The sequence below is a fragment of the Haloferax sp. SDI50 genome (assembly GCF_059802635.1).
In genome coordinates this window covers 799,265-817,544 of sequence record NZ_JBPULL010000001.1, presented here as the reverse complement: position 1 = coordinate 817,544, position 18,280 = coordinate 799,265, and the positions used below count along the sequence as shown (strand labels likewise).

The window sequence follows — 18,280 nt, the reverse complement described above, 5'->3', positions numbered from 1 at the left end:
TCAGTCGAGGAGCTGGTCCGCGGTTCTGACGCGGACGCTGACGGGCTTTTTGACGTACTCGCCGGCCGAGCGGGCCACGACGTGCCCGACGCCGCGCTGGGCCGCGATATCGACGAGTTTCTGACTCGCCTCGCCGTCGACGACGACGATTGCCGGGGCGGGGTCGGCGTACTCGACGGTGTCGTAGACCTTCTCGACCGCAACCTCGTCGTCGATGTCGAGGCCGTCGTTCAGGAGGCGTGCCATGCCGCTCTCGTCGGCGATGACCGCCTGCACGTGGTCGGTGAGCGAGGGTCGCTCGTCGGCGGGGTCGACCGCCTCGGCGACGGCTTCGACCTCGGACTCGGTGAACACCTCCGCGTCGGCGGCGTCGCCGTCGGCCGCCGCGTTCTCGCTCGCGGCGTCCGCGGGCCGCTCGACCGCGACAGCGCCACCGTTACCGCCCTCGGCGGTGGGGTCGGTGACCGTGTCGGCCGACCCGTTGATGGGGCCGTCTGCGGGTGGAGTCGACGACGCCTCAGTCGTCGGCGACTCCGTGTGAGGGTCCGTCGGGGCCTCCCCCGCCTCCGTCCCGTTGGCGGCGGCGACGGCGGCCCGGAAGTCCCCGTCGCCGTCGTCCGGAAGCGACGAGAGCGCGACCTTGTTCCGGAGGGCGCGGACGACCGACGCGCGGTCGAGGTCCTCGACCGACCGGCCGTCGGGCGCGAACGCGACGTAATCAACGTCGCCGACCTGCGAGAGTTCCCGCAGGATGAGTTCGCCGCCGCGGTCGCCGTCGAGGAACGCCGTGACGGTCCGCTCTTGGGTGAGGCCGGCGACCGCGTCGGGGACGTTCGTTCCCTCGACGGCGACGGCGTTTTTGATGCCGTAGCGGAGGAGGGTGAGCACGTCGGCGCGTCCCTCGACGACGATGATGGCGTCGGAATCGGCGACGCGGGGGCCTGCCGGGAGGCCCTGGTACTCGGTGATATCCTCGACGCGGACGCTCTCTTTGACCGCTTCGAGGATTTCCGTCGAAGACATCACGGTGTCGTCGAACGACTCCGCGAGGAGTTCCTTGGCGCGCTCGACGACCATCCGGCGCTTGGCCTCGCGCACGTCCTCGATGTTCGTGACCTCGATGACGGCCTGGCAGGGACCGACGCGGGTCAGCGTCTCCAGCGAGGCCGCGAGGATGGCCGTCTCGGCCTTGTCGAGGCTGCTGGCGATGGTCATCTGGCCGAACGAGTGGCCGTTTTCCGAGTCTATCTGTACGTCTATCCGACCGACCTTGGAGGACTGTTGGAGGTCGCGGAGGTCGAGTTCGTCGCCGAGGAGGCCCTCGGTCTGCCCGAAGACGGCCCCGACGACGTCGCTCCGTTCGACGACCCCGTCGGCGGAGATGGAAGCGTGAATGAGATATTTTGAAGTGTCGTCCATTGGTGAAGTCACCCCGCTGGGGGTGGTGATGTGATGATTGTGATGGCGTCATGGGCGGAACCCACGAACGTCATTATATAAGTTGCGCCCGAGGGAAATATCTATCGTGGCCGACGATTCGAACGTCAGTTAGTCGTTCGTCTCGTCCCCGAAATCCGCACCCTCGCCGGCGAATCCCCGCGTTCCGTCCGCCGCCGCCGACCGCCCGATTCGTTACGCCTCCTCCTCAGTTCGGTACGCCGCGACGAACTCGCCGGCGTCCCGGCAGAACGCCGCGGGCTCGTCGGGGAAGTCGTGTTCGACGACGGCCCACTCGACGGAGGTGTCGCCGGCGGCCGCGAGACAGCGGTCGATGTCCAGTTCGCCCTCGCCGAGCGATACGGGTCGCCCGCCGCGTTCCGCGTCGGCGTCGAGTACCACGTCTTTCAGGTGGACGACCGGGGTTCGGTCGGCGTAGCGGTCGATGTACGCGACGGGGTCGTAGCCGGCGGCGAGAATCCACGCGAGGTCGAGTTCGAAGCCGATTCCCGACTCCTCGGCGAGCCGGTCGAGCGCGGGTTCGCCCTCGACCGTGACGAGTTCGTGGTCGTGGTTGTGATAGAGCAGTCTGACGCCTCGGTCGTCGCACTTCGCGGTCAGGTCGTCCAGCCGGTGTGCGGTCTCGTCGACCGCGTCGGCGTCGGCGAACGCCTCCGGCGGCAGGAACGGCACCACGAGCGTCTCGACGCCGAGCGCGCCGTAGCGTTCACAGACCGCGTCGAGGTCGGCTTCGAGCTCCTCGATGGGGACGTGGGCGGCGGGTGCGCCGACCCCGGTGTCGTCGAGGGCCGCGCGGACCGCCGCCGCGTCGTCGACGCCCGCGAACTCCACGCCGTCGAAGCCGGCGTCCGCGGCGCGGCGCACGAGCGCCGCGGTCGACTCGTCGAGGTCTCGAAGCGAGTAGAGCTGGATGCCGAAGTTCATGTGCGTCCGCTCGTTCGCGCCGCTGGAAACTGTTTCGGCGCTCGGTCCGTCGTGGCCGACCGACGGGACCGCCGCTCCGCCACCCGCGACGCGACCGCGACACGGGGAGAACACTGTCGTTCGACACCCGGCGTTGAAGAAAATAGTTCTTCAATCAGGGGCAACGTAGGTCGATAGAGTAAGATTTACGCATCATTATCGATTATCGTTCCTACGAATGACGCGAGTGCGTACCGACTATCGGTGGATTGCCGTCTTCGCAATCCTCGTGACGTTCGCCGTTCCGTGGTTCCTCTGGGGCGACAGCAGGGTCTTCGCCGGTCTGCCGCTGTGGCTCTGGTGGCACATCGGTTGGATGGGGCTGACCGCCGTCGTCTTCCACCTGTTCACCCGGACGGCGTGGGACCGCGGCATCGTCGGGGAGGGTCGCTGATGGTCTCGGCGCTCGGTATCCAACTCGGCGTCGTCGGCGCGTACCTCGTGGTCGCGCTCGCGGTCGGCCTCCTCGCCTACCGCCTGACCAGTCGCGACGCGGAGGACTACTACCTCGCCGGTCGCTCCATCGGGACCGTCGTCCTCCTGTTTACGACGTTTGCGACGCTGCTCTCGGCCTTCACGTTCTTCGGCGGCCCCGACCTCGCCTACCGCGCCGGCCCCGAATGGATTCTCGTGATGGGTGCTATGGACGGCGTGCTGTTCGCCATCCTCTGGTACGTCGTCGGCTACAAGCAGTGGCTCGTCGGCCGCGCCCACGGCTACGTCACCCTCGGCGAGATGCTCGGTGACCGCTTCGGCTCGACCCGCCTGCGCGCCGTCGTCGCCGGCATCAGCCTGTTTTGGCTGTTCCCGTACGTGATGCTCCAGCAGATGGGCGCGGGCGAGGCCATCGTCGGCCTGACGAACGGGATGGTTCCCTACTGGGCCGGCGCGGCCGGCATCACCGTGTTCATGATTGCCTACGTCGTCATCGCGGGCCTCCGCGGGGTCGCGTGGACCGACACCCTCCAAGGGCTGTTCATGCTCGGCGTCGTCTGGATTGCGGTCGGCTGGGTCGCCGCCGCGGCCGGCGGCCCCACGGCGCTGTCGAACGCCCTCGCGACCAACAAACCCGAGTTCCTCGCGCTCGGCGGCGGCCTCTACTCGCCGCAGTTCATCATCTCGTCGGCCGTCACCATCGCCTTCGGCGTGGCGATGTTCCCGCAGATAAACCAGCGCTTCTTCGTCGCCAAGTCGGGCGCGGTCCTCAAGCGCTCGTTCGCCCTGTGGCCCGTCCTCGTCGTCCTGCTGTTCGTGCCCGCGTTCATCCTCGGTACGTGGGCCGCCGGCCTCGGCGTCGCCGTCCCCGAGGGCGCGAACGTCCTCCCGGTGCTCCTCAACGAGTACACGCCGGTGTGGTTCGCCGCGCTCGTCGTCGCCGGCGCGATGGCCGCGATGATGTCGTCGTCGGACTCGATGCTCCTCTCGGGGTCGTCGTACTTCACCCGCGACCTCTACCGGCCGTTCGTCAACCCCGACGCGAGCGACGCCCGCGAGGCGTGGCTGGCCCGCATCGGCGTCGCCCTGTTCGCTACGCTCACCTTCGTCGCCAGCCTGTTCCGGCCCGGCACGCTCGTCTCCGTCGGCGACACCGCCTTCGGCGGGTTCGCCCAGATGGCCCTGCCGGTCATCGTCGCGCTCTACTGGGCGAAGACGACCCGGACGGGCATGTTCGCCGGCATCCTCGGCTCGCAGGCGTTCTACCTCGCGCACGTGTTCGTCCCCGCGGTCGAAGTCGGCTCCGTGACGCTGTTCGGCGCGACCTACTTGACGTGGGACTACGCCCTCTGGGGGATGGCGCTGTCGGCGCTTCTGACCGTCGGCGTCTCCGCGATGACCGCCGCCGCGCCCGAGGAGAACCAGTCCCGGTTCACCGACGGCCTCCGGGCCGACTGACGCCGGGTCGCGCCGGTCCGCGCTGCTCCGCAACGAACCTTATCTTCCTGCGCGAGTAACACTCCACTCCATGCCCGAAGAAGTGCTGTTCGAGTCCGAGAACCGACAGGCCCGCGCCGAAATCGCGTCGTACCTCCGCACCGTCGCCGACAAACTCGACGCGGGCGAGCCGATTACGCTGAAAGCCGGCGACCAGACGGTCACGATGGAACCGCCCGCGTCGCCGACGTTCGAGGTGAAAGCCGAACGCGAGGGCCCCGCCGGCGGTCCCTACGAACTGAGCATCGAGTTCGAACTGGAGTGGGACGAGGGCGCGAGCGACGACGCCGACGTGGGCGGCCTCGAAATCGAGTGAGGCGGTCGACACCCGCCGCCGGCAACCGCCAAATATAGTTACTCTTTTGACACCGCCGCGAGTCGTCGGTGACTCATGGGAATTCGACCGCTTCAGGCCGACGAGGTGGACGCGCTGGTGGACGACCTGTGGCTCCCGTTCGCCGCGGAGATGGGCGAGGTCGACGACTACGACGCGCTGGCCGAGGACGTTGACGCCCGCGCCGAGGCGCTCGACTACCGGGCCGAGCAGGTGGATGACGAGGGCGTTCAGACGTTCGTCGCCGTCGCGGACGCGGGTGCGGAGGCCGACGCCATCGACGACCTCCGCGGCTACGTCACCGTCACCGCGTCCGAGTCGCCGCCGGTGTTCGCCCGCGGGTCGGTCGCCAAGGTGAAAGACCTCTACGTCGCGCCCGAGGCGCGGGGCGAGGGCGTCGGCACGGAACTCCTCGAACGGGCCCACGAGTGGGGCCGCGACCGCGGCTGCGAGCGCGCCGCGCTGAGCGTCCACGCCGACAACGACGCCGCCCGGTCGTGTTACGAGTCGATGGGGTACGAGACGCGATATCTGAAACTCGACCGCACGCTCTGAGGGCGGGACTGACGGCCGCGCCGCGAGCGGAGCGGCGGGTCGTCATCCGCCGCTCCGAGGGTCGTGTTCGCCCCGCGAACCCGAACCCTCAAAGCCGCCGAATCCAATTAGCGCGCATGAACGAGTCGGGTCACCAAGTGCTCATGGAGCAGGACGTGCTCCGCCGCCGCCTCGACGACGGCGACCTCCCCGACTGGGCGAGACAGCACTACGAGACGTTCCGCGAGACGATGCTCGGCGACCGCGACGGCGCGCCGTTCCCGTGTTACTTCGGCATCGAGTCGGAGCGAAACGGCGACGCCCTCTACACCTTCGTGGATTCGATGACCGACAAGGACGCGCTGTTGGCGCTCCGCGACACCCTCCTCGAATATCTCGACGTCTATCCGGACTACTCCGAGGCGTGTTCGCTCGTCACGTTCTTCAAGCCGCCGGCGGAGGACCTCACCGAGGCCGACTACCACGAACATCTCTGGCACATCCTCCAGTTCCTCCACGTCAACGACCCGGAGCCGTGGCCCGCGGACATCCCGACCGACCCCGACGACCCGACGTGGGAGTTCTCCTTCGGCGGCGAGCCGATGTTCCCGACCACCCGCGCGCCGTTCTACGACGAGCGAATCAGCCGCTACTGCCCGTGGGGCCTCGAAATCACCTTCCAGCCCCGCGCGCTGTTCGACGGTATCACCGCCGACACCGAGGCCGGACAGCAGGCCCGCGAGGTCATTCAGGGCCGCATCGAGGAGTACGACGGCGTCTGCCCCCACGCCGACCTCGGCGACTGGGGCGTCGAGGGCGACCGCGAGTGGCCGCAGTACATGTTCTCCGCCGACGAGTCGCAAGCGCCCGACGAGTGCCCGATTCGCATCACCCGCGAGCACCCGAAGGTGCCGACGGCCCCGGCGGACGACTGATGGCGGGGTCCGATTCGAAGGGCGAGCGATGACCGCCGCCGACCTCCCCGACGACGCCGTCCTCGTCTGCATCGACATGCAGGTCGGCTTCGACGACCCCGCGTGGGGCGACCGCAACAACCCCGAGATGGAGGCGCGCGTCGCCGACCTGCTGGCGTCGTGGCGCGCGGCCGACCGCCCGGTGGTCCACGTCCGCCACGACTCCGCCGAACCCGACTCGCCGCTCCGGAGCGACGGCGAGGGGTTCGCGTGGAAGCCCGAGGCCGAACCCGCCGACGGCGAACCGGTGTTCACGAAGCGCGTCAACAGCGGCTTCATCGGCACCGACCTCGAAGCGTGGCTCCGCGAGCGCGACCACGCGACGCTCGTCGTCTGCGGCCTCACAACAGACCACTGCGTCTCGACGACGATCCGGATGGCCGAGAACCTCGGCTTCGACGTGTACCTCCCCGCGGACGCGACCGCGACGTTCGACCGCGAGGGCCACGACGGCGAGCGCTTTTCGGCCGACGAGATGCACCGCACCGCGCTGGCGCACCTGAACCGGGAGTTCGCGACAGTCGTCGATTCGACCGACCTGTCGACGACGCGGTGAGTGGTCGGCGGCTCCGGCGGGTTTGCCGCCGGTCGGCCGCAGAGCTGTGGCTAGTTTTACATCTCCGCGCCGAGAGCGACGCACATGGACCGTCGATTCCTCGCCGTCGTCGGGGTGTTCGACCTCCTCATCGCGGTCGGCCTCGCGCTTCTCGGCGTGCTCGCGAACCCACTTTCGTTCGCCCAGTTCGCGCTGTTCGTGGCCGCCGGCGTGCTATTGGTCGTCTCGGGACTCCGCGAATCGGTCGCTCTCGGGTCGACGACCCTCGGATGGCACGTCGTCGCGGGCGCGGGCTACGTCTGCTTCGGGATGGCCATACTCGTGGACGGCCTCTCGTCCGTCCTCGACGCCCGCGGCGACGCCCTCTTCGGTGGACTGTCCGCGCTCCTGTTCGCTCCCGTGCTGCTGTTCATGGGCGTCGACTACCTCCGCGGCGGCGTCCACTTCGACCTCTCGACGTTCGAGTGAGCACAGGATTCGACCGCGGATGCGCGTAACTCAATTCGGTTTCTTCCACCGACGACAGTTCGGGCTGGCGATTACGCAAATACATTTCCCCGTCGACGCGGAATCCCCATCTCGATGGGCGTTTCCTTCCCGTACGGCGACGAACTCGCGGTGGACTTCGAGTGGCACGAGTTCACCGGCGCGGTAGGGGATTCGGTTACGGTCCTCCCCATCGTCGTCGCCGTCGCCCGCCTGACGGACCTTTCGCTGGCGGTCGTGCTCGTTTGGTTCGGCGTGTTTCAGGTCGTCTGGGGGCTGTACTACGCGGCCCCGCTGTCGGTCGAGCCGATGAAGGCGCTGGCCGCGCTCGTCCTCGCGGAGACGGTCACGACCGGCGAAGCGCTCCTCGCCGGGTTCGGCCTCGGCGTCGTTCTCCTCGCCATCGGTCGCACGCGCTCGCTCGGGCGCGTGAGTCGCTACATCGGCGCACCGGTCGTCCGCGGCGTCCAGTTCGGCGTCGCGCTCGTCCTCCTCTCGACCGGCCTCGAACTCGGCGCGGGCGACCTCCCGCTCGCCGGCCTCGCGGTCGCCGTCGCCGCCGTCGCCCTCCTCACCAGACGCTCGAACGTGAGCGCGCTCGCGGTCCTCGCGGTCGGCGGCGCGGTCGCTTTTTCCGACGTGGGCCACCTGTCGCTCGCCGTCCCGTCGGTCCGCGACGCCGGTTTGTTCTCGCTCGACAACCTCTCGTTTGCCGTCGCTGAGGCCGCGGTCGCCCAGTTGGCGATGACCGTCGGCAACGCCGCGCTCGCCACGTCGGTCCTGCTCGCGGACTACTTCGACCGCGACGTTTCGGCCGACGAACTCGCCACCAGCATGGGCGCGATGAACCTTCTTGCGGTCCCTCTCGGCGGCTTTCCGATGTGCCACGGCAGCGGCGGCGTCGCCGGCAAGTACGCCTTCGGCGCGCGGACCGCCGGCGCGAACGTGATTCTCGGCGTCGGCTACGTCGTCGTCGCCCTGTTCGCCGCGGACGTGGTCGCCGCCTACCCGGTCGCCATGCTCGGCGTCATCCTCGCGATTATCGGCCTGCAACTGGCGCGGACGAGTCTGACCAGTCTGTCCCGCGCGGACGGCTACCCCCTCGTGGTCGCCATCGGCGTCGTCGGCGTCGCGGTGAATCTGGGCGTCGCGTTCGTCGGCGGCGTGGTCGCGTGGCTGGCGTGGGAGCGGTGGGGTAGAGCGGTGTGGGACGGTGCGTGACGGTCGGGTCAGTTGGTCGGATTCATAACCAACCCCGCCCACGTACCACGTATGCAGACGCACATCGTTCCCGTCGGCTTCGACTACGACCGACTCATCGCGCCGCTCATCCGCGATCAGTTGGACGTGGACCGCGTCATCCTCCTCGAAGGGGCCGTCGGGAGCGAGGCGAACGTCGAGTACTCGCGGAACCTCTCGGGAAAGCTCGAAAAGGACTTCGAGAACCTCCTCGGCGCGGAGACCGAACGCGTCATCGTCGACGACGTGTACGACTACGACGCGGCGTTCGAGCAGGCGTACGACCTCATCAACGCCGAACTCGACGCCGACGACGAACTCCGCGGCGACGACGACGAACCCGGCGAGGTGTGGGTCAACGTGAGCGCGATGCCCCGGCCGGTCTCCTTCGCGTTCGCCACCGCCGCTCACTCCATCATGGTCGAGCGACAGGCCGACCGCGAGCGCATCCACACGTACTACACGGCCCCAGAGAAGTACCTCGAAACCGAACTCGCAGAGGAGTTGCGGACCGAGCGCGCCCTTCTCCAGGACCTCCTCGACTCCGGCGAAATCGACGCCGACCGCATCCGCGAGCGGCTCGACGCCACCTCCGACCTGCTGTCGGAGTTCGACGAGCGCGGGACGACCATCGGCGCGAAGCAGATAGACGGCCGCCACATCGTCGAACTCCCGGTGGCTTCCTTCTCCAACGTCAAGCCGTTCGAGGAGGTCATCCTGTTCAAACTCGGTGAACACGGCGAGTTCGGCTCGGTCTCCGAACTCGCGGAGGCGCTCGCCCGCGAGATGAACGAGGAGTACACCGACTCCTTCCGGTCGAAGGTCATCTACAACGTCGACCGCCTCGGCCCCGGCGGCAAGGGCTACATCGAACAGGAAGAACGCGGGAAGTCCTACCGGACGCGCCTCTCCCGCATCGGTGAACTGTGGGTCCGCGCCCACGCCGACAGCGACGAGTTCCGGACGAGCGAGGAGTGAGGTCGGCGGCGACGATAGTAGGCATCTGACGGCTATCTGATGGCGGTTTTGTGAGGTTCGAACCGGCGATACTCCAAGCTGGCTCGGGGCGTGACGGTTATATCAGAATATTCTGGTAACTATCGAAGAACGGTTATGAGCTCCGGAGTGCTATACACTATCACCCATGCCGCTATACATGGACGTACACCGGAACGTAGAGGGGAGTGCGAAAGACGTCGCCGAGGCCCACCGTGCAGACCTGGAGACGCAGGTCAAGTACGGGGTGAACTACAAGCACTACTGGGTCGACGAGACGGACGGCGCAGTCTTCTGCCTCTTCGAGGCACCGAACAAGGAGGCCGGGGCGAAAGTCCACGAAGAGGCCCACGGCCTCGTCGCCGACGAGATATTCGAAGTCCAGCAAGGCGAGTAAGCGCGGCCGGCGCACCCCTCGGCGCGTCCGTTTGAAGCGACTGTTTTTCGGTTCTCAGAACTCCAGCCCGGACGGGTCAGCCGACGGTACGAGCGGGCTCGTCGGCAGGTCCGCCGGCGGCTCGGGGAGGTTGTACTCGCGGGGGGCCACGTCGTTCGGGCCGTCGGGGTAGAACACCGACGCGAGCAGTTGGATGTGGTCGCGGCCCGCGTCGAGTTCGAACTGGCCGCCGCCGTACAGCGACATCCCGCGCTCGTCGGCGTACTCGATGGTGTCGAACAGCGACTCGACCGTGCCGAACCGCGAGGGTTTGACGTTCAGCCACGACGGCTCGAACGGGAGGCGCTCGACGGATTCGACGCCGGTAATCGGGGCGTCCCACGAGACGCGACCCTCGTGGCCGTCGAACAGCGGGCGCGTCTCGTCGGTGAACGCCGGGTCCTCGACGACCGCATCGGGGAACCCCGACAGGATGCGCTCGTACAGTTCCGAATCTGGTTCTTGGTCTACCTCGGTCCCCTCGTAGTAGCCTTTGAGGTCGAGGATGCGGACGCGGTCGTGGGCGGCGAGCGACGCCACAAGCTCATCGTCCCAGTCAGTTGTCGGGTCGAGTTTGAACTCGCAGTCGGGGTCGCGGTCGAGGAGCAGTTCGACGCGGTCGGCCGACGGCGGGTTCCCGAGACGGGTGCTGACGACGAACCGGAGCGGGTCGCGCTCGCGAGAGACGGCGTCCGCGAGGTCGGTGTCGGCCTGCCGGAGCGCGAGGTCGAGGCCGGCGGATTCGAGCGCCCAGCGCCGGTAGTGTTCGGCCGTCTCGCGCTCGGGGGCTTTCGTCGGAAACAGGTCCACGCCGTCGAGCGCCGCGGAGAAGGCGGCGAAGGAATCGTAGCTCCCGACGAGGTCGAAAGCGTCTTCGGGGGCGTCCGCGAGAGCGTCGTGGTCTTCCGTGTCGTAGGTCACGTCCTCGCCGCGGCCGACCGCGCCGTCGCCGGCGAGCGAGAACACCGTCGTCTTGCGGAGAAAGCCGCTCGACGTGTCGCTCTCGAAGCGGTCGCGGGAGACGGACTCGACGGTCACCGGCAGGTCGGCCACGCGGTCGAAGAGGCTCATGGCGTGTCGGTTGGGCGGGGCGAGGCAAAAGGCTACGTCCGAGTCAGTCGACGACGCGTCGGTTCCCGGTCAGTCGATGACGCCCCGTTCGAGCTTGGCGACACGCGTCGCGAGCGCGAGGAACGTCGCCGCGACGGTCAGGAGGACCGCGCCCGCCGCGGCGTACTCGTGGGCGGGCGAGACGTGCTGGACGACGCCGTCGACGACCGGCTCGGCCGGGATGAGCGTGTGGTGCGGCGTGCCCACGATGGGAACGAAGTAGTCCACGAGGTCGTTGAGGGCGTACCAGCCGACCGCGACGAGGACGGCGAGAGACGGGAACTCGGCGTACCGCTGGATGAGGAAGGCCTCGACGACCATGGCGAGGTGGCTCCAAAAGAGGAAGTTGTACATCGCCCAGTGGAGGTACGAGAAGTCGCTTTTGAAGGCGAGGAGGACGTACGGCGTCCACAGCCCGAGTTTGAGACAGCCGAAGAAGGCGAGGGCGTTGACGTACTCGTTCGAGCGCCCGAGTTTCCAGAGCGCGAGCGACAGCGCGATAAACAGCGTGGCGACGGGGCTGTCGGGGACGAGCGGCCACATCACGACCGGTTCGATGCTGAACTGGTAGCCGTAGTACCAGAAGCCGAAGGCGGTCCCGACGAGGTTGATGACGACCACGAGCCACGCGACGTTGAGACCGAAGTTCTCCAGCCACTCCGGCAGGGGTGCGAGCCACCGCGGCAGGTCGGTCCCCGCCGGCAGGTCGTCGTCATCGAGCAGTCGGCGCAGTCGGGTCGCCGCGTCCATACCCACGCCGAAGCGGGGGGATGCAAAAGTGATGCCGGTCTCGGTGACTGCGGCCGGTGTCGGCGGCCGGGGATTACGCCCGCGGCACTGTTGGAGTCCTCAGTCGCTGACGGTTTGTTGAGTCCGTGCTGAATACAGCGCGCGAGTCGGTCACGTCCACCGACGAGCGATCTCGTAAGCGATGGTCATGGGCAGGGTGATTCCCAAGACGACAAACAGAATCTCATCGACTGTCAGGCCGGTTTGCACGAGGGAACTGTAGAACACGAGAGCGCCCGTAGCGAGGACACCAACAACGGTTGCGACGTATTCCGGACTTGTCCAGCTGGCCTGCGAATCGGGGGAGGGCATGCGATATAGTGCCGACGTTGTGGTGGTATAGTTTGGGGATTTTCATGTGAATACGTGGTCTCCGGATGCTGCATACAGCCTCTGAGTGTTGCACGCAACATCTGTCAAAAGACCGAGCCGTTCAACAGAATCACCACAACTCGACCCGAGCGCGAAACACGACCTGTGCGGAATGCGAACGGTTGGCGGGCGGAAGCGACCGCTTAAGTGAACCCAGTCGCAAGCGACCGATATGCCAGAGGAGACCGACCTGGAGGAGCTTCGGCGCGGGACCGAACTCGTCAAGCGCGGGTTCGCCCAGATGCAGAAGGGCGGCGTCATCATGGACGTCGTGAACGCAGAGCAAGCGAAAATCGCGGAGGAAGCCGGCGCGGTCGCCGTCATGGCGCTCGAAGCCGTCCCGGCGGACATCCGCAAGCGCGGCGGGGTCTCCCGGATGGCCGACCCCGAGACGGTCAAAGAGATTATCGACGCCGTCTCCATCCCGGTGATGGGGAAGGCCCGCATCGGCCACCACACCGAGGCGCAGATTCTCGAATCCATCGGCGTCGACATGATAGACGAAAGCGAGGTGCTCACCCCGGCGGACAACGACTACCACATCGACAAGCGCGAGTTCACCTCGCCGTTCGTCTGCGGCGCGCGCAACCTCCCCGAGGCGCTCCGCCGCATCAACGAGGGCGCGGCGATGATTCGCACCAAGGGTGAGGCCGGCACGGGCGACGTGAACCAGGCCGTCACCCACCAGCGCACCATCAAACACCAGATTCGCAGCCTGACCGGCCTCAACTTCGACGAGCGCGAGAAGTGGGCCCGCGAGCACGAAGCGCCCGCCGAACTCGTCCACGAGACGGCCGAGATGGGCCGCCTGCCGGTCGTCAACTTCGCGGCCGGCGGCATCGCCACGCCCGCGGACGCCGCGCTCATGATGTACCACGAGTGCGACGGCATCTTCGTCGGCTCCGGCATCTTCGGCGCGGAGGACCCCGAACAGATGGGCGAGGCCATCGTCGAGGCCGTCAACAACTGGGACGACCCGGACACGCTCGCCGACATCGCCGCCGGCATCGGCAAGGGCATGAAGGGCGAGGCGAACGTCGGCATGGCCGACGAGGACAAACTTCAGGGCCGCGGCGTCTAACGCGGCGATATCCGACGGCCGCCGATTGACTCACCGTCTCGGTTTTCGATTCGACTTTGTCTCGGTACGCCGTCCGCTTCAGGCGAGGAGTCCCGACTTCCCCGTTTCGTTCCCCTTCGCGTCGTCGGACGACCCCTCGCCGAGGAGGACGGTGACCGGGCCGTCGAAGTTGAGCATGACCGACTGCGTCATGTCCCGGGAGATGAGCTTTCCGGCGGGCGAGCGGCGGCGACCGGCGATAAAGAGGTGGTCACAGCCTTCCCAGCGGGCCGTCTCTAAGATGGTGTCGGCCTCGGGGCCGATGTCCGCGACGATGCGGTAGTCGAGGTCCAGCCCCTCGAACGCCTCGCGGGCGACGCGCTTGGCGCGGCGGGTGGCCGACTCGATAGCCTGGTCGATGCCGTAGACGACGTCCGAGGAGCCGACGCTGGCGAGCGCCGAGCGGGTCCGCTCGAACTCCTCGTCCGGGAGAACCGTGAGGACGACGAGTTCCGCGCCGCTGCCGGCGGCGAGTTCGCCTGCCTCGCGGAGGATTCGCTGCGACCGTTCTTCGGGGGAGACGACGACGAGTACTCGTTCCATGATTCACATATATCGTGATACTGAGAAAAGCCTTCTCGGAATCGTGTTACCACCGGCCGCGACAACGCGTTACAATGACTCATACGCGAGAAAAAGCGAGATACGAGTGTGCGAGTGGTTCTCTCTGTACCACTCAGGATTCGAATACTTCGGCCCCGCGACCGACCCGCGTCTTGTAGGCGCGGGCGGCCACGTCCGCCTCGTCGAATGCTTCGAGCATCGCCCCGGCGACGCGGGTGCGGTCGGCGGCTTGGCAGACGCCGAGGACAGACGGGCCGGCACCGGAGACGGTGACGCCGGACGCGCCCGCGTCGAGGGCGGCCTCGCGGACTTCGTGGTAGCCGTTGATGAGTTCCGCCCGCGCGGGCGTGACGACGCGGTCGTCCATCCCCGCGCCGACGAGGTCGGCGTCGCGGCGGCACATCCCGACCGCGAGGGTCGCCGCCCGGCCGACCGTGTGGACCATGTCCTCGATGCTGGCGTCGCTCGGGACGACGCGGCGGGCGTCGCGGGTCGAGACGGCGATTTCGGGGAGGCAGGCGACGAGCGGGATGTCGGCGTCGACGGTCGTGACGCCCTCGTCGGTCGCGACGGTGAAGCCGCCGAGGAGCGCGGGCGCGACGTTGTCGGCGTGGGCCTCGCCGGAGACGACGGCCTCGCCCTCGGCGGCGACGGGGACGAGTTCCTCCCGGGAGAGGCCGCGGTCGTACAGCTCGTTCAGCGCGACCGCGGCGGCGGCCGAGCTCGCCGCCGACGACCCGAGGCCGGACGACGGGCGGACGCCCTTGTCGATGCGGATGTGCGCGGGGGCGTCGAGCGCCTCCGCGACCGCGCCGACGACGTTCCGGTCGGGGTCGGTCGGGATGTACTGGCTGCCGACGCCGGTCACTTCGATTGTCGTCCGGTCCGCCCGTTCGACGTGCACGATGTCGGCGGGGCGGTCGAGAGCCACGCCGAAGACATCGAACCCACTTCCGAGGTTGGCGCTCGTGGCGGGTGCGCGGACCGTAACCATGCCCCGCTGTTGCCTTATCGCAGATAAAAATGTGGCGAACGTCGCAACCGACCCCTCAGTCGTTTGTCGACTGTTCCGCGTTCGCGGGCTCGGGTTCGGTCTCGACGCCGGTGAACTCGAACCGCGCGCCGCCGGCGTCCGACTCGGTGAGTTCGACCGACCAGCCGTGGGCGTCCGCGACCGTCTTGACGATGGGCAGGCCGAAGCCCGTTCCGTTTTCGTGGGTCGTGTACCCCCGCTCGAACACGTCGGCGCGCTCCGCCTCGGAGATGCCGGAGCCGTCGTCTGCCACGGAGAAGCCGCCGTCGACTCCCGCGACGACGACGGTGAGCGAGCCGCCGTCGGAGCCGTGCTCGACGGCGTCACCGGACACAGTCCGGTTGCCTGTAGAACCGTGTTCTACAGCGTCGTCGGATGGAATCCGACTGCCCGTGGAACCGTGTTCGACAGCGTCACCAGACGCAGTCTGGTTGCCCGGAGAACCGTGTTCGACAGCGTTCCGAAACAGGTTTTCGAGCAGTTGTCGGAGGCGGCCGCGGTCGGCGGCGATGGTCCGGTCGACCCGAACGTCGAGGGTCGCGTCGCCGACGACGGTGCCGTCCCACGCCTCCTGTGCGACGGTTCGGAGGGCGACCGGCGTCACGTTCGTGAGCGTCTCGCCCTGCCGCGCCAGCGTGAGGAGGTCCTCGATGATGGTCTCCATCCGGTCGTGGGCGTTCTCGATTCGCTCGAAGTACTCCTCGTCGCCGGTCTCGGCCGCCAGTTCGAGATAGCCGCGGGCGACGGTAAGCGGGTTCCGCAGGTCGTGGGAGACGACCGACGCGAACTCGTCGAGCCGCTCGTTCTGGCGTTCGAGTCGTCGCTCGCGTTCGACCTGTTCGGTCACGTCGCGGACGAGCACGAGCGACCCCGACATGTCGGACTCGTCGCCCAGCGGCGTCGTCTCGACGAGGAGGGTGCGCTCGCCGTCCTCCGTCGCGACGGTCGCCTCCGCCTCCGACCCAGCGGTCGGAACGCCGCCCAACGCGTCGACCAGTTCCGTGGGGAGGACGCGCGCGACGGACTGCCCGTAAGCGTCCGAGAGGGGGAGCGAGAGGAACCGCTCGCCCGCGGGGTTGACGTCGATGACGCGCCCCGCGCCGTCGAGGACGAGCGCGGCGTCGTGCATCGACTCGACGGCCGATTCCCACGCGACGGGGACGAGCGTGAACAGCCGGTGGTGGAAGACGCTCCACGCGACGGCGGCCGAGGTGACGGAGAAGGCCAACACGGGGAGGTCGAGACCGGGGACCGGACTCAGTCCGGCGACGCAGACGACGCCGCCGACGGCCGGGACCAGACCGCCGCCGAGGAGCGCGAGCGTCTGCTTCCGGTAGATGCCGTCGGCCCGCAGGAGCGTTCGACCGAGGACGCCGCACCCGAGCAGGATGAGCGCGTAGGCGTAGGCGATGAAGCCGTCGAACGCGACGCCGTGTTCGTTGACGAGGACGGCGTAGCCGTGGTCGGCGTCGACCCAGAGGTCGGTCCAGATGAGCCCGTGCCACGGGTTCGTCAGCACGAGCGCGACGACGGCGACCGGCACGGACCCGAGTGCGGCCCACGCGACCCGCGAGCGCAGGTCCACGCCGGCGTGGCGCGTCACGTACGCGAACCACAGGAGGGGCAGCGGCGCGATGCCGACGTAGCCGAGCTGGTTCAACAGCACCTTCGTCGAGAAGTCGGTCACGGAGAGTTCGAGCGCGTACGTCCCCATCCAGAGCCCGGACGCGACCAACAGGAGCGCGCCGAGGGTCGCGCCGGGCACGAGGCGGCGCTCCGTCCGGCGGCGGAAGAGGTAGGCGGCGAGGACGACAAAGAGGAGCGCACCGATTCCGATGGGAATCGTGTACGGCGTCGTTTGCCAGTACGGAGCGCCGTGCATGCCCCGCTTTCTATCGACAAGGGTTAAAACACCCACCGTCGGCCCCGGAACCGGCCAATCAGAAAGGACTTTCCACCCCACGCCGAACCTCGGGGCATGATAGGCATCGTCGGCGGCGGCATCGCGGGCCTCGCCGCGGCGTACCGACTCCAGAACCGGGGTCACGACGTTCGAGTCTTCGAGGCGGCCGACTCCCTCGGCGGCCTCGCAGCGACCTACGAGACGAACGGCGACGACATCGAGAAGTTCTACCACCACCTCTCGAAGTCCGAAGAAACCATCGTCGAACTCGCCGCGGAACTCGGCCTCGAAGACGACTTGGAGTGGCGCATCGGCAAGAACGCCTACTACGTCGACGGCGTCGTCCACCCGCTGGACACCGCGTGGCAGATCGCCGCGTACCCCCACATGAGCCTCTACGACAAGTTCCGCCTCGGCATGCTCACTCTCGGCGTCGACGTGCGCGGGGGTATCCCCGACTTCGACGCTTACGAGGAACTCGCGGAGTACGAACACACCCCAATCGAGGAGTTCGTCGTCGAGCACACGACCCGCGGCGTCTACGACAACTTCGTCGACCCGCTTTTGGACGGTAAGTTCGGTGAGCGCAAACACGACGTGTCGGCGTCGTGGTTCCTCGGGCGCGTGCGCTTCCGCGGCGAGCGCGACCTACTGCGCGGCGAGAAACTCGGCTACTTCGACGGCGGCTTCGCGCCCTTCATCGACGCGCTGGTCGAGGCGGTCGGCCGCGAGCACATCGAGACCGGCGCGCGCGTGACGGAACTCGACACCGACGGCGAGGCGGTCTCGACGCTGACCGTCGAGACGGACGACGGGACCGAGACCCACGAGGTCGAGTCGGTCGTCGTGGCGACGATGCCGAACGTGCTCGAAGAGCTCACGGGCTTCCCCTGCGACATCGACTTCCAAGGGGCGGTCTGCGGGCTGGCGACCATGTCGGAGTCGCTGATGGACACCTACTGGCTCAACATCGCCCACGACGCGCCGTTCGGGTCGCTCATCGAGCACACGAACTTCGTGCCGAAAGAGCGCTACGGCGGCGACCACCTGCTGTACGTCGCGAGCTACGTGCAGGGACCGCACGAAGAGCTCTGGCAGATGAGCGACGAGGAGGTCGAAGACGCGTGGTTCGACGAAATCGAGGAGATGTTCCCCAACTTCGACCGGTCGGCGGTCGAGGAGTTCAAAATCGCCCGTAACCCCCGCGCCGGCCCGGTGTACGAACGCGGCTATCTCGACCTCGTGGTCCCGTACGACCTCGGCGACGACGTGGCCGAGGGCGTCTACTACGCGGGGATGGCGTCGGAGGCGCAGTACCCCGAGCGGTCGCTGAACGGCGGTATCGTCGCTGGCTACGAGGTCGCAGACCGCATCGACCGCAGCCAGTAGCCGTCACAGCGCCGTTTTCGAAGCCGTTTCAGCGCGGTTTGTCGCCGTGACGTGCGACGGTGTCTCGTGCCGCTTAGTCGCACGCTTACCGG

At 67.9% G+C, this 18,280-nt stretch carries 19 protein-coding genes; 12 read left to right on the top strand and 7 right to left on the bottom strand.

Annotated features, from left to right (window positions below; genetic code table 11):
* Positions 1-1,419 carry a DNA primase DnaG gene (gene dnaG, locus ACSR87_RS04300; RefSeq protein WP_498529633.1) on the bottom strand — a complete coding sequence of 473 codons (1,419 nt, stop codon included), beginning with the start codon at positions 1,417-1,419 and terminating at the stop codon, positions 1-3.
* Between the two features lie 213 nt (positions 1,420-1,632).
* Entirely contained in the window at positions 1,633-2,382 is a 750-nt protein-coding gene (locus tag ACSR87_RS04295; protein WP_498531029.1) for a sugar phosphate isomerase/epimerase family protein, read from the bottom strand.
* Positions 2,383-2,599: 217 nt separating this feature from the next.
* On the opposite strand from ACSR87_RS04295, the gene ACSR87_RS04290 reads away from it, so the two are divergent.
* From ACSR87_RS04290 to ACSR87_RS04245, 10 genes are all read left to right on the top strand, one after another.
* Entirely contained in the window at positions 2,600-2,815 is a 216-nt protein-coding gene (locus ACSR87_RS04290; protein ID WP_498529632.1) for a DUF3311 domain-containing protein, read from the top strand.
* Positions 2,815-4,314 carry a sodium:solute symporter family protein gene (locus tag ACSR87_RS04285; protein WP_498529631.1) on the top strand — a complete coding sequence of 500 codons (1,500 nt, stop codon included), beginning with the start codon at positions 2,815-2,817 and terminating at the stop codon, positions 4,312-4,314. The genes ACSR87_RS04290 and ACSR87_RS04285 overlap by 1 nt, the downstream gene beginning before the upstream one ends.
* 70 nt (positions 4,315-4,384) lie before the next feature.
* Complete coding sequence (locus ACSR87_RS04280) at positions 4,385-4,669, top strand: amphi-Trp domain-containing protein (RefSeq protein ID WP_008575447.1); 285 nt, start codon at positions 4,385-4,387, stop codon at positions 4,667-4,669.
* 75 nt (positions 4,670-4,744) lie between these two features.
* Complete coding sequence (locus ACSR87_RS04275) at positions 4,745-5,242, top strand: GNAT family N-acetyltransferase (protein WP_498529630.1); 498 nt, start codon at positions 4,745-4,747, stop codon at positions 5,240-5,242.
* A 116-nt stretch (positions 5,243-5,358) separates the two neighbouring features.
* The gene (locus ACSR87_RS04270; protein WP_498529629.1) at positions 5,359-6,156 is read left to right on the top strand and encodes a YqcI/YcgG family protein; all 798 of its coding nucleotides are present in this window, start codon (positions 5,359-5,361) and stop codon (positions 6,154-6,156) included.
* A 28-nt stretch (positions 6,157-6,184) separates the two neighbouring features.
* On the top strand, positions 6,185-6,751 hold the full coding sequence (locus ACSR87_RS04265) for a cysteine hydrolase family protein (RefSeq protein WP_498529628.1): 567 nt from the start codon (positions 6,185-6,187) through the stop codon (positions 6,749-6,751).
* 84 nt (positions 6,752-6,835) lie between these two features.
* A complete protein-coding gene (locus ACSR87_RS04260; RefSeq protein WP_498529627.1) occupies positions 6,836-7,219 on the top strand; it encodes a DUF7994 family protein in 384 nt (127 codons plus the stop codon).
* 114 nt (positions 7,220-7,333) lie between these two features.
* On the top strand, positions 7,334-8,458 hold the full coding sequence (locus ACSR87_RS04255; RefSeq protein ID WP_498529626.1) for a putative sulfate/molybdate transporter: 1,125 nt from the start codon (positions 7,334-7,336) through the stop codon (positions 8,456-8,458).
* A 51-nt stretch (positions 8,459-8,509) separates the two neighbouring features.
* On the top strand, positions 8,510-9,454 hold the full coding sequence (locus tag ACSR87_RS04250) for an HFX_2341 family transcriptional regulator (RefSeq protein ID WP_498529625.1): 945 nt from the start codon (positions 8,510-8,512) through the stop codon (positions 9,452-9,454).
* Between the two features lie 178 nt (positions 9,455-9,632).
* Entirely contained in the window at positions 9,633-9,869 is a 237-nt protein-coding gene (locus ACSR87_RS04245; protein WP_498529624.1) for a DUF4242 domain-containing protein, read from the top strand.
* A 54-nt stretch (positions 9,870-9,923) separates the two neighbouring features.
* Here the strand turns inward: ACSR87_RS04245 and ACSR87_RS04240 are convergent, their stop codons facing one another.
* Positions 9,924-10,979: a hypothetical protein gene (locus tag ACSR87_RS04240; RefSeq protein ID WP_498529623.1), complete on the bottom strand. Its 1,056-nt coding sequence runs from the start codon at positions 10,977-10,979 to the stop codon at positions 9,924-9,926.
* 69 nt (positions 10,980-11,048) lie between these two features.
* Positions 11,049-11,768, bottom strand: a complete 720-nt coding sequence (locus ACSR87_RS04235) for a DUF1405 domain-containing protein (protein WP_498529622.1) — start codon at positions 11,766-11,768, stop codon at positions 11,049-11,051.
* Positions 11,769-12,351: 583 nt separating this feature from the next.
* On the opposite strand from ACSR87_RS04235, the gene pdxS reads away from it, so the two are divergent.
* Positions 12,352-13,260, top strand: coding sequence for a pyridoxal 5'-phosphate synthase lyase subunit PdxS (gene pdxS, locus ACSR87_RS04230; protein ID WP_498529621.1), 909 nt, complete (start codon positions 12,352-12,354; stop codon positions 13,258-13,260).
* A 78-nt stretch (positions 13,261-13,338) separates the two neighbouring features.
* Here pdxS and ACSR87_RS04225 read toward each other — a convergent pair whose 3' ends face one another.
* The 3 genes from ACSR87_RS04225 to ACSR87_RS04215 all read right to left on the bottom strand — a co-directional run bounded on the left by ACSR87_RS04225 (position 13,339) and on the right by ACSR87_RS04215 (position 16,778).
* On the bottom strand, positions 13,339-13,842 hold the full coding sequence (locus ACSR87_RS04225; protein WP_498529620.1) for a universal stress protein: 504 nt from the start codon (positions 13,840-13,842) through the stop codon (positions 13,339-13,341).
* A gap of 133 nt (positions 13,843-13,975) precedes the next feature.
* On the bottom strand, positions 13,976-14,857 hold the full coding sequence (locus ACSR87_RS04220; RefSeq protein WP_498529619.1) for a homoserine kinase: 882 nt from the start codon (positions 14,855-14,857) through the stop codon (positions 13,976-13,978).
* A 55-nt stretch (positions 14,858-14,912) separates the two neighbouring features.
* Positions 14,913-16,778 (bottom strand): histidine kinase N-terminal 7TM domain-containing protein, encoded by a 1,866-nt coding sequence (locus tag ACSR87_RS04215; RefSeq protein WP_498529618.1) that lies wholly within the window; start codon positions 16,776-16,778, stop codon positions 14,913-14,915.
* A 96-nt stretch (positions 16,779-16,874) separates the two neighbouring features.
* Here ACSR87_RS04215 and ACSR87_RS04210 point away from each other — a divergent pair, with 96 nt between their 5' ends.
* Entirely contained in the window at positions 16,875-18,188 is a 1,314-nt protein-coding gene (locus ACSR87_RS04210; protein ID WP_498529617.1) for an NAD(P)/FAD-dependent oxidoreductase, read from the top strand.
* Positions 18,189-18,280: the final 92 nt, after the last annotated feature.

Coding starts and splice junctions, on each gene's coding strand:
- dnaG (WP_498529633.1), bottom strand. CDS start 1,419: ATGGACGACACTTCAAAATATCTCATTCACGCTTCCATCTCCGCCGAC.
- ACSR87_RS04295 (WP_498531029.1), bottom strand. CDS start 2,382: ATGAACTTCGGCATCCAGCTCTACTCGCTTCGAGACCTCGACGAGTCG.
- ACSR87_RS04290 (WP_498529632.1), top strand. CDS start 2,600: ATGACGCGAGTGCGTACCGACTATCGGTGGATTGCCGTCTTCGCAATC.
- ACSR87_RS04285 (WP_498529631.1), top strand. CDS start 2,815: ATGGTCTCGGCGCTCGGTATCCAACTCGGCGTCGTCGGCGCGTACCTC.
- ACSR87_RS04280 (WP_008575447.1), top strand. CDS start 4,385: ATGCCCGAAGAAGTGCTGTTCGAGTCCGAGAACCGACAGGCCCGCGCC.
- ACSR87_RS04275 (WP_498529630.1), top strand. CDS start 4,745: ATGGGAATTCGACCGCTTCAGGCCGACGAGGTGGACGCGCTGGTGGAC.
- ACSR87_RS04270 (WP_498529629.1), top strand. CDS start 5,359: ATGAACGAGTCGGGTCACCAAGTGCTCATGGAGCAGGACGTGCTCCGC.
- ACSR87_RS04265 (WP_498529628.1), top strand. CDS start 6,185: ATGACCGCCGCCGACCTCCCCGACGACGCCGTCCTCGTCTGCATCGAC.
- ACSR87_RS04260 (WP_498529627.1), top strand. CDS start 6,836: ATGGACCGTCGATTCCTCGCCGTCGTCGGGGTGTTCGACCTCCTCATC.
- ACSR87_RS04255 (WP_498529626.1), top strand. CDS start 7,334: ATGGGCGTTTCCTTCCCGTACGGCGACGAACTCGCGGTGGACTTCGAG.
- ACSR87_RS04250 (WP_498529625.1), top strand. CDS start 8,510: ATGCAGACGCACATCGTTCCCGTCGGCTTCGACTACGACCGACTCATC.
- ACSR87_RS04245 (WP_498529624.1), top strand. CDS start 9,633: ATGGACGTACACCGGAACGTAGAGGGGAGTGCGAAAGACGTCGCCGAG.
- ACSR87_RS04240 (WP_498529623.1), bottom strand. CDS start 10,979: ATGAGCCTCTTCGACCGCGTGGCCGACCTGCCGGTGACCGTCGAGTCC.
- ACSR87_RS04235 (WP_498529622.1), bottom strand. CDS start 11,768: ATGGACGCGGCGACCCGACTGCGCCGACTGCTCGATGACGACGACCTG.
- pdxS (WP_498529621.1), top strand. CDS start 12,352: ATGCCAGAGGAGACCGACCTGGAGGAGCTTCGGCGCGGGACCGAACTC.
- ACSR87_RS04225 (WP_498529620.1), bottom strand. CDS start 13,842: ATGGAACGAGTACTCGTCGTCGTCTCCCCCGAAGAACGGTCGCAGCGA.
- ACSR87_RS04220 (WP_498529619.1), bottom strand. CDS start 14,857: ATGGTTACGGTCCGCGCACCCGCCACGAGCGCCAACCTCGGAAGTGGG.
- ACSR87_RS04215 (WP_498529618.1), bottom strand. CDS start 16,778: ATGCACGGCGCTCCGTACTGGCAAACGACGCCGTACACGATTCCCATC.
- ACSR87_RS04210 (WP_498529617.1), top strand. CDS start 16,875: ATGATAGGCATCGTCGGCGGCGGCATCGCGGGCCTCGCCGCGGCGTAC.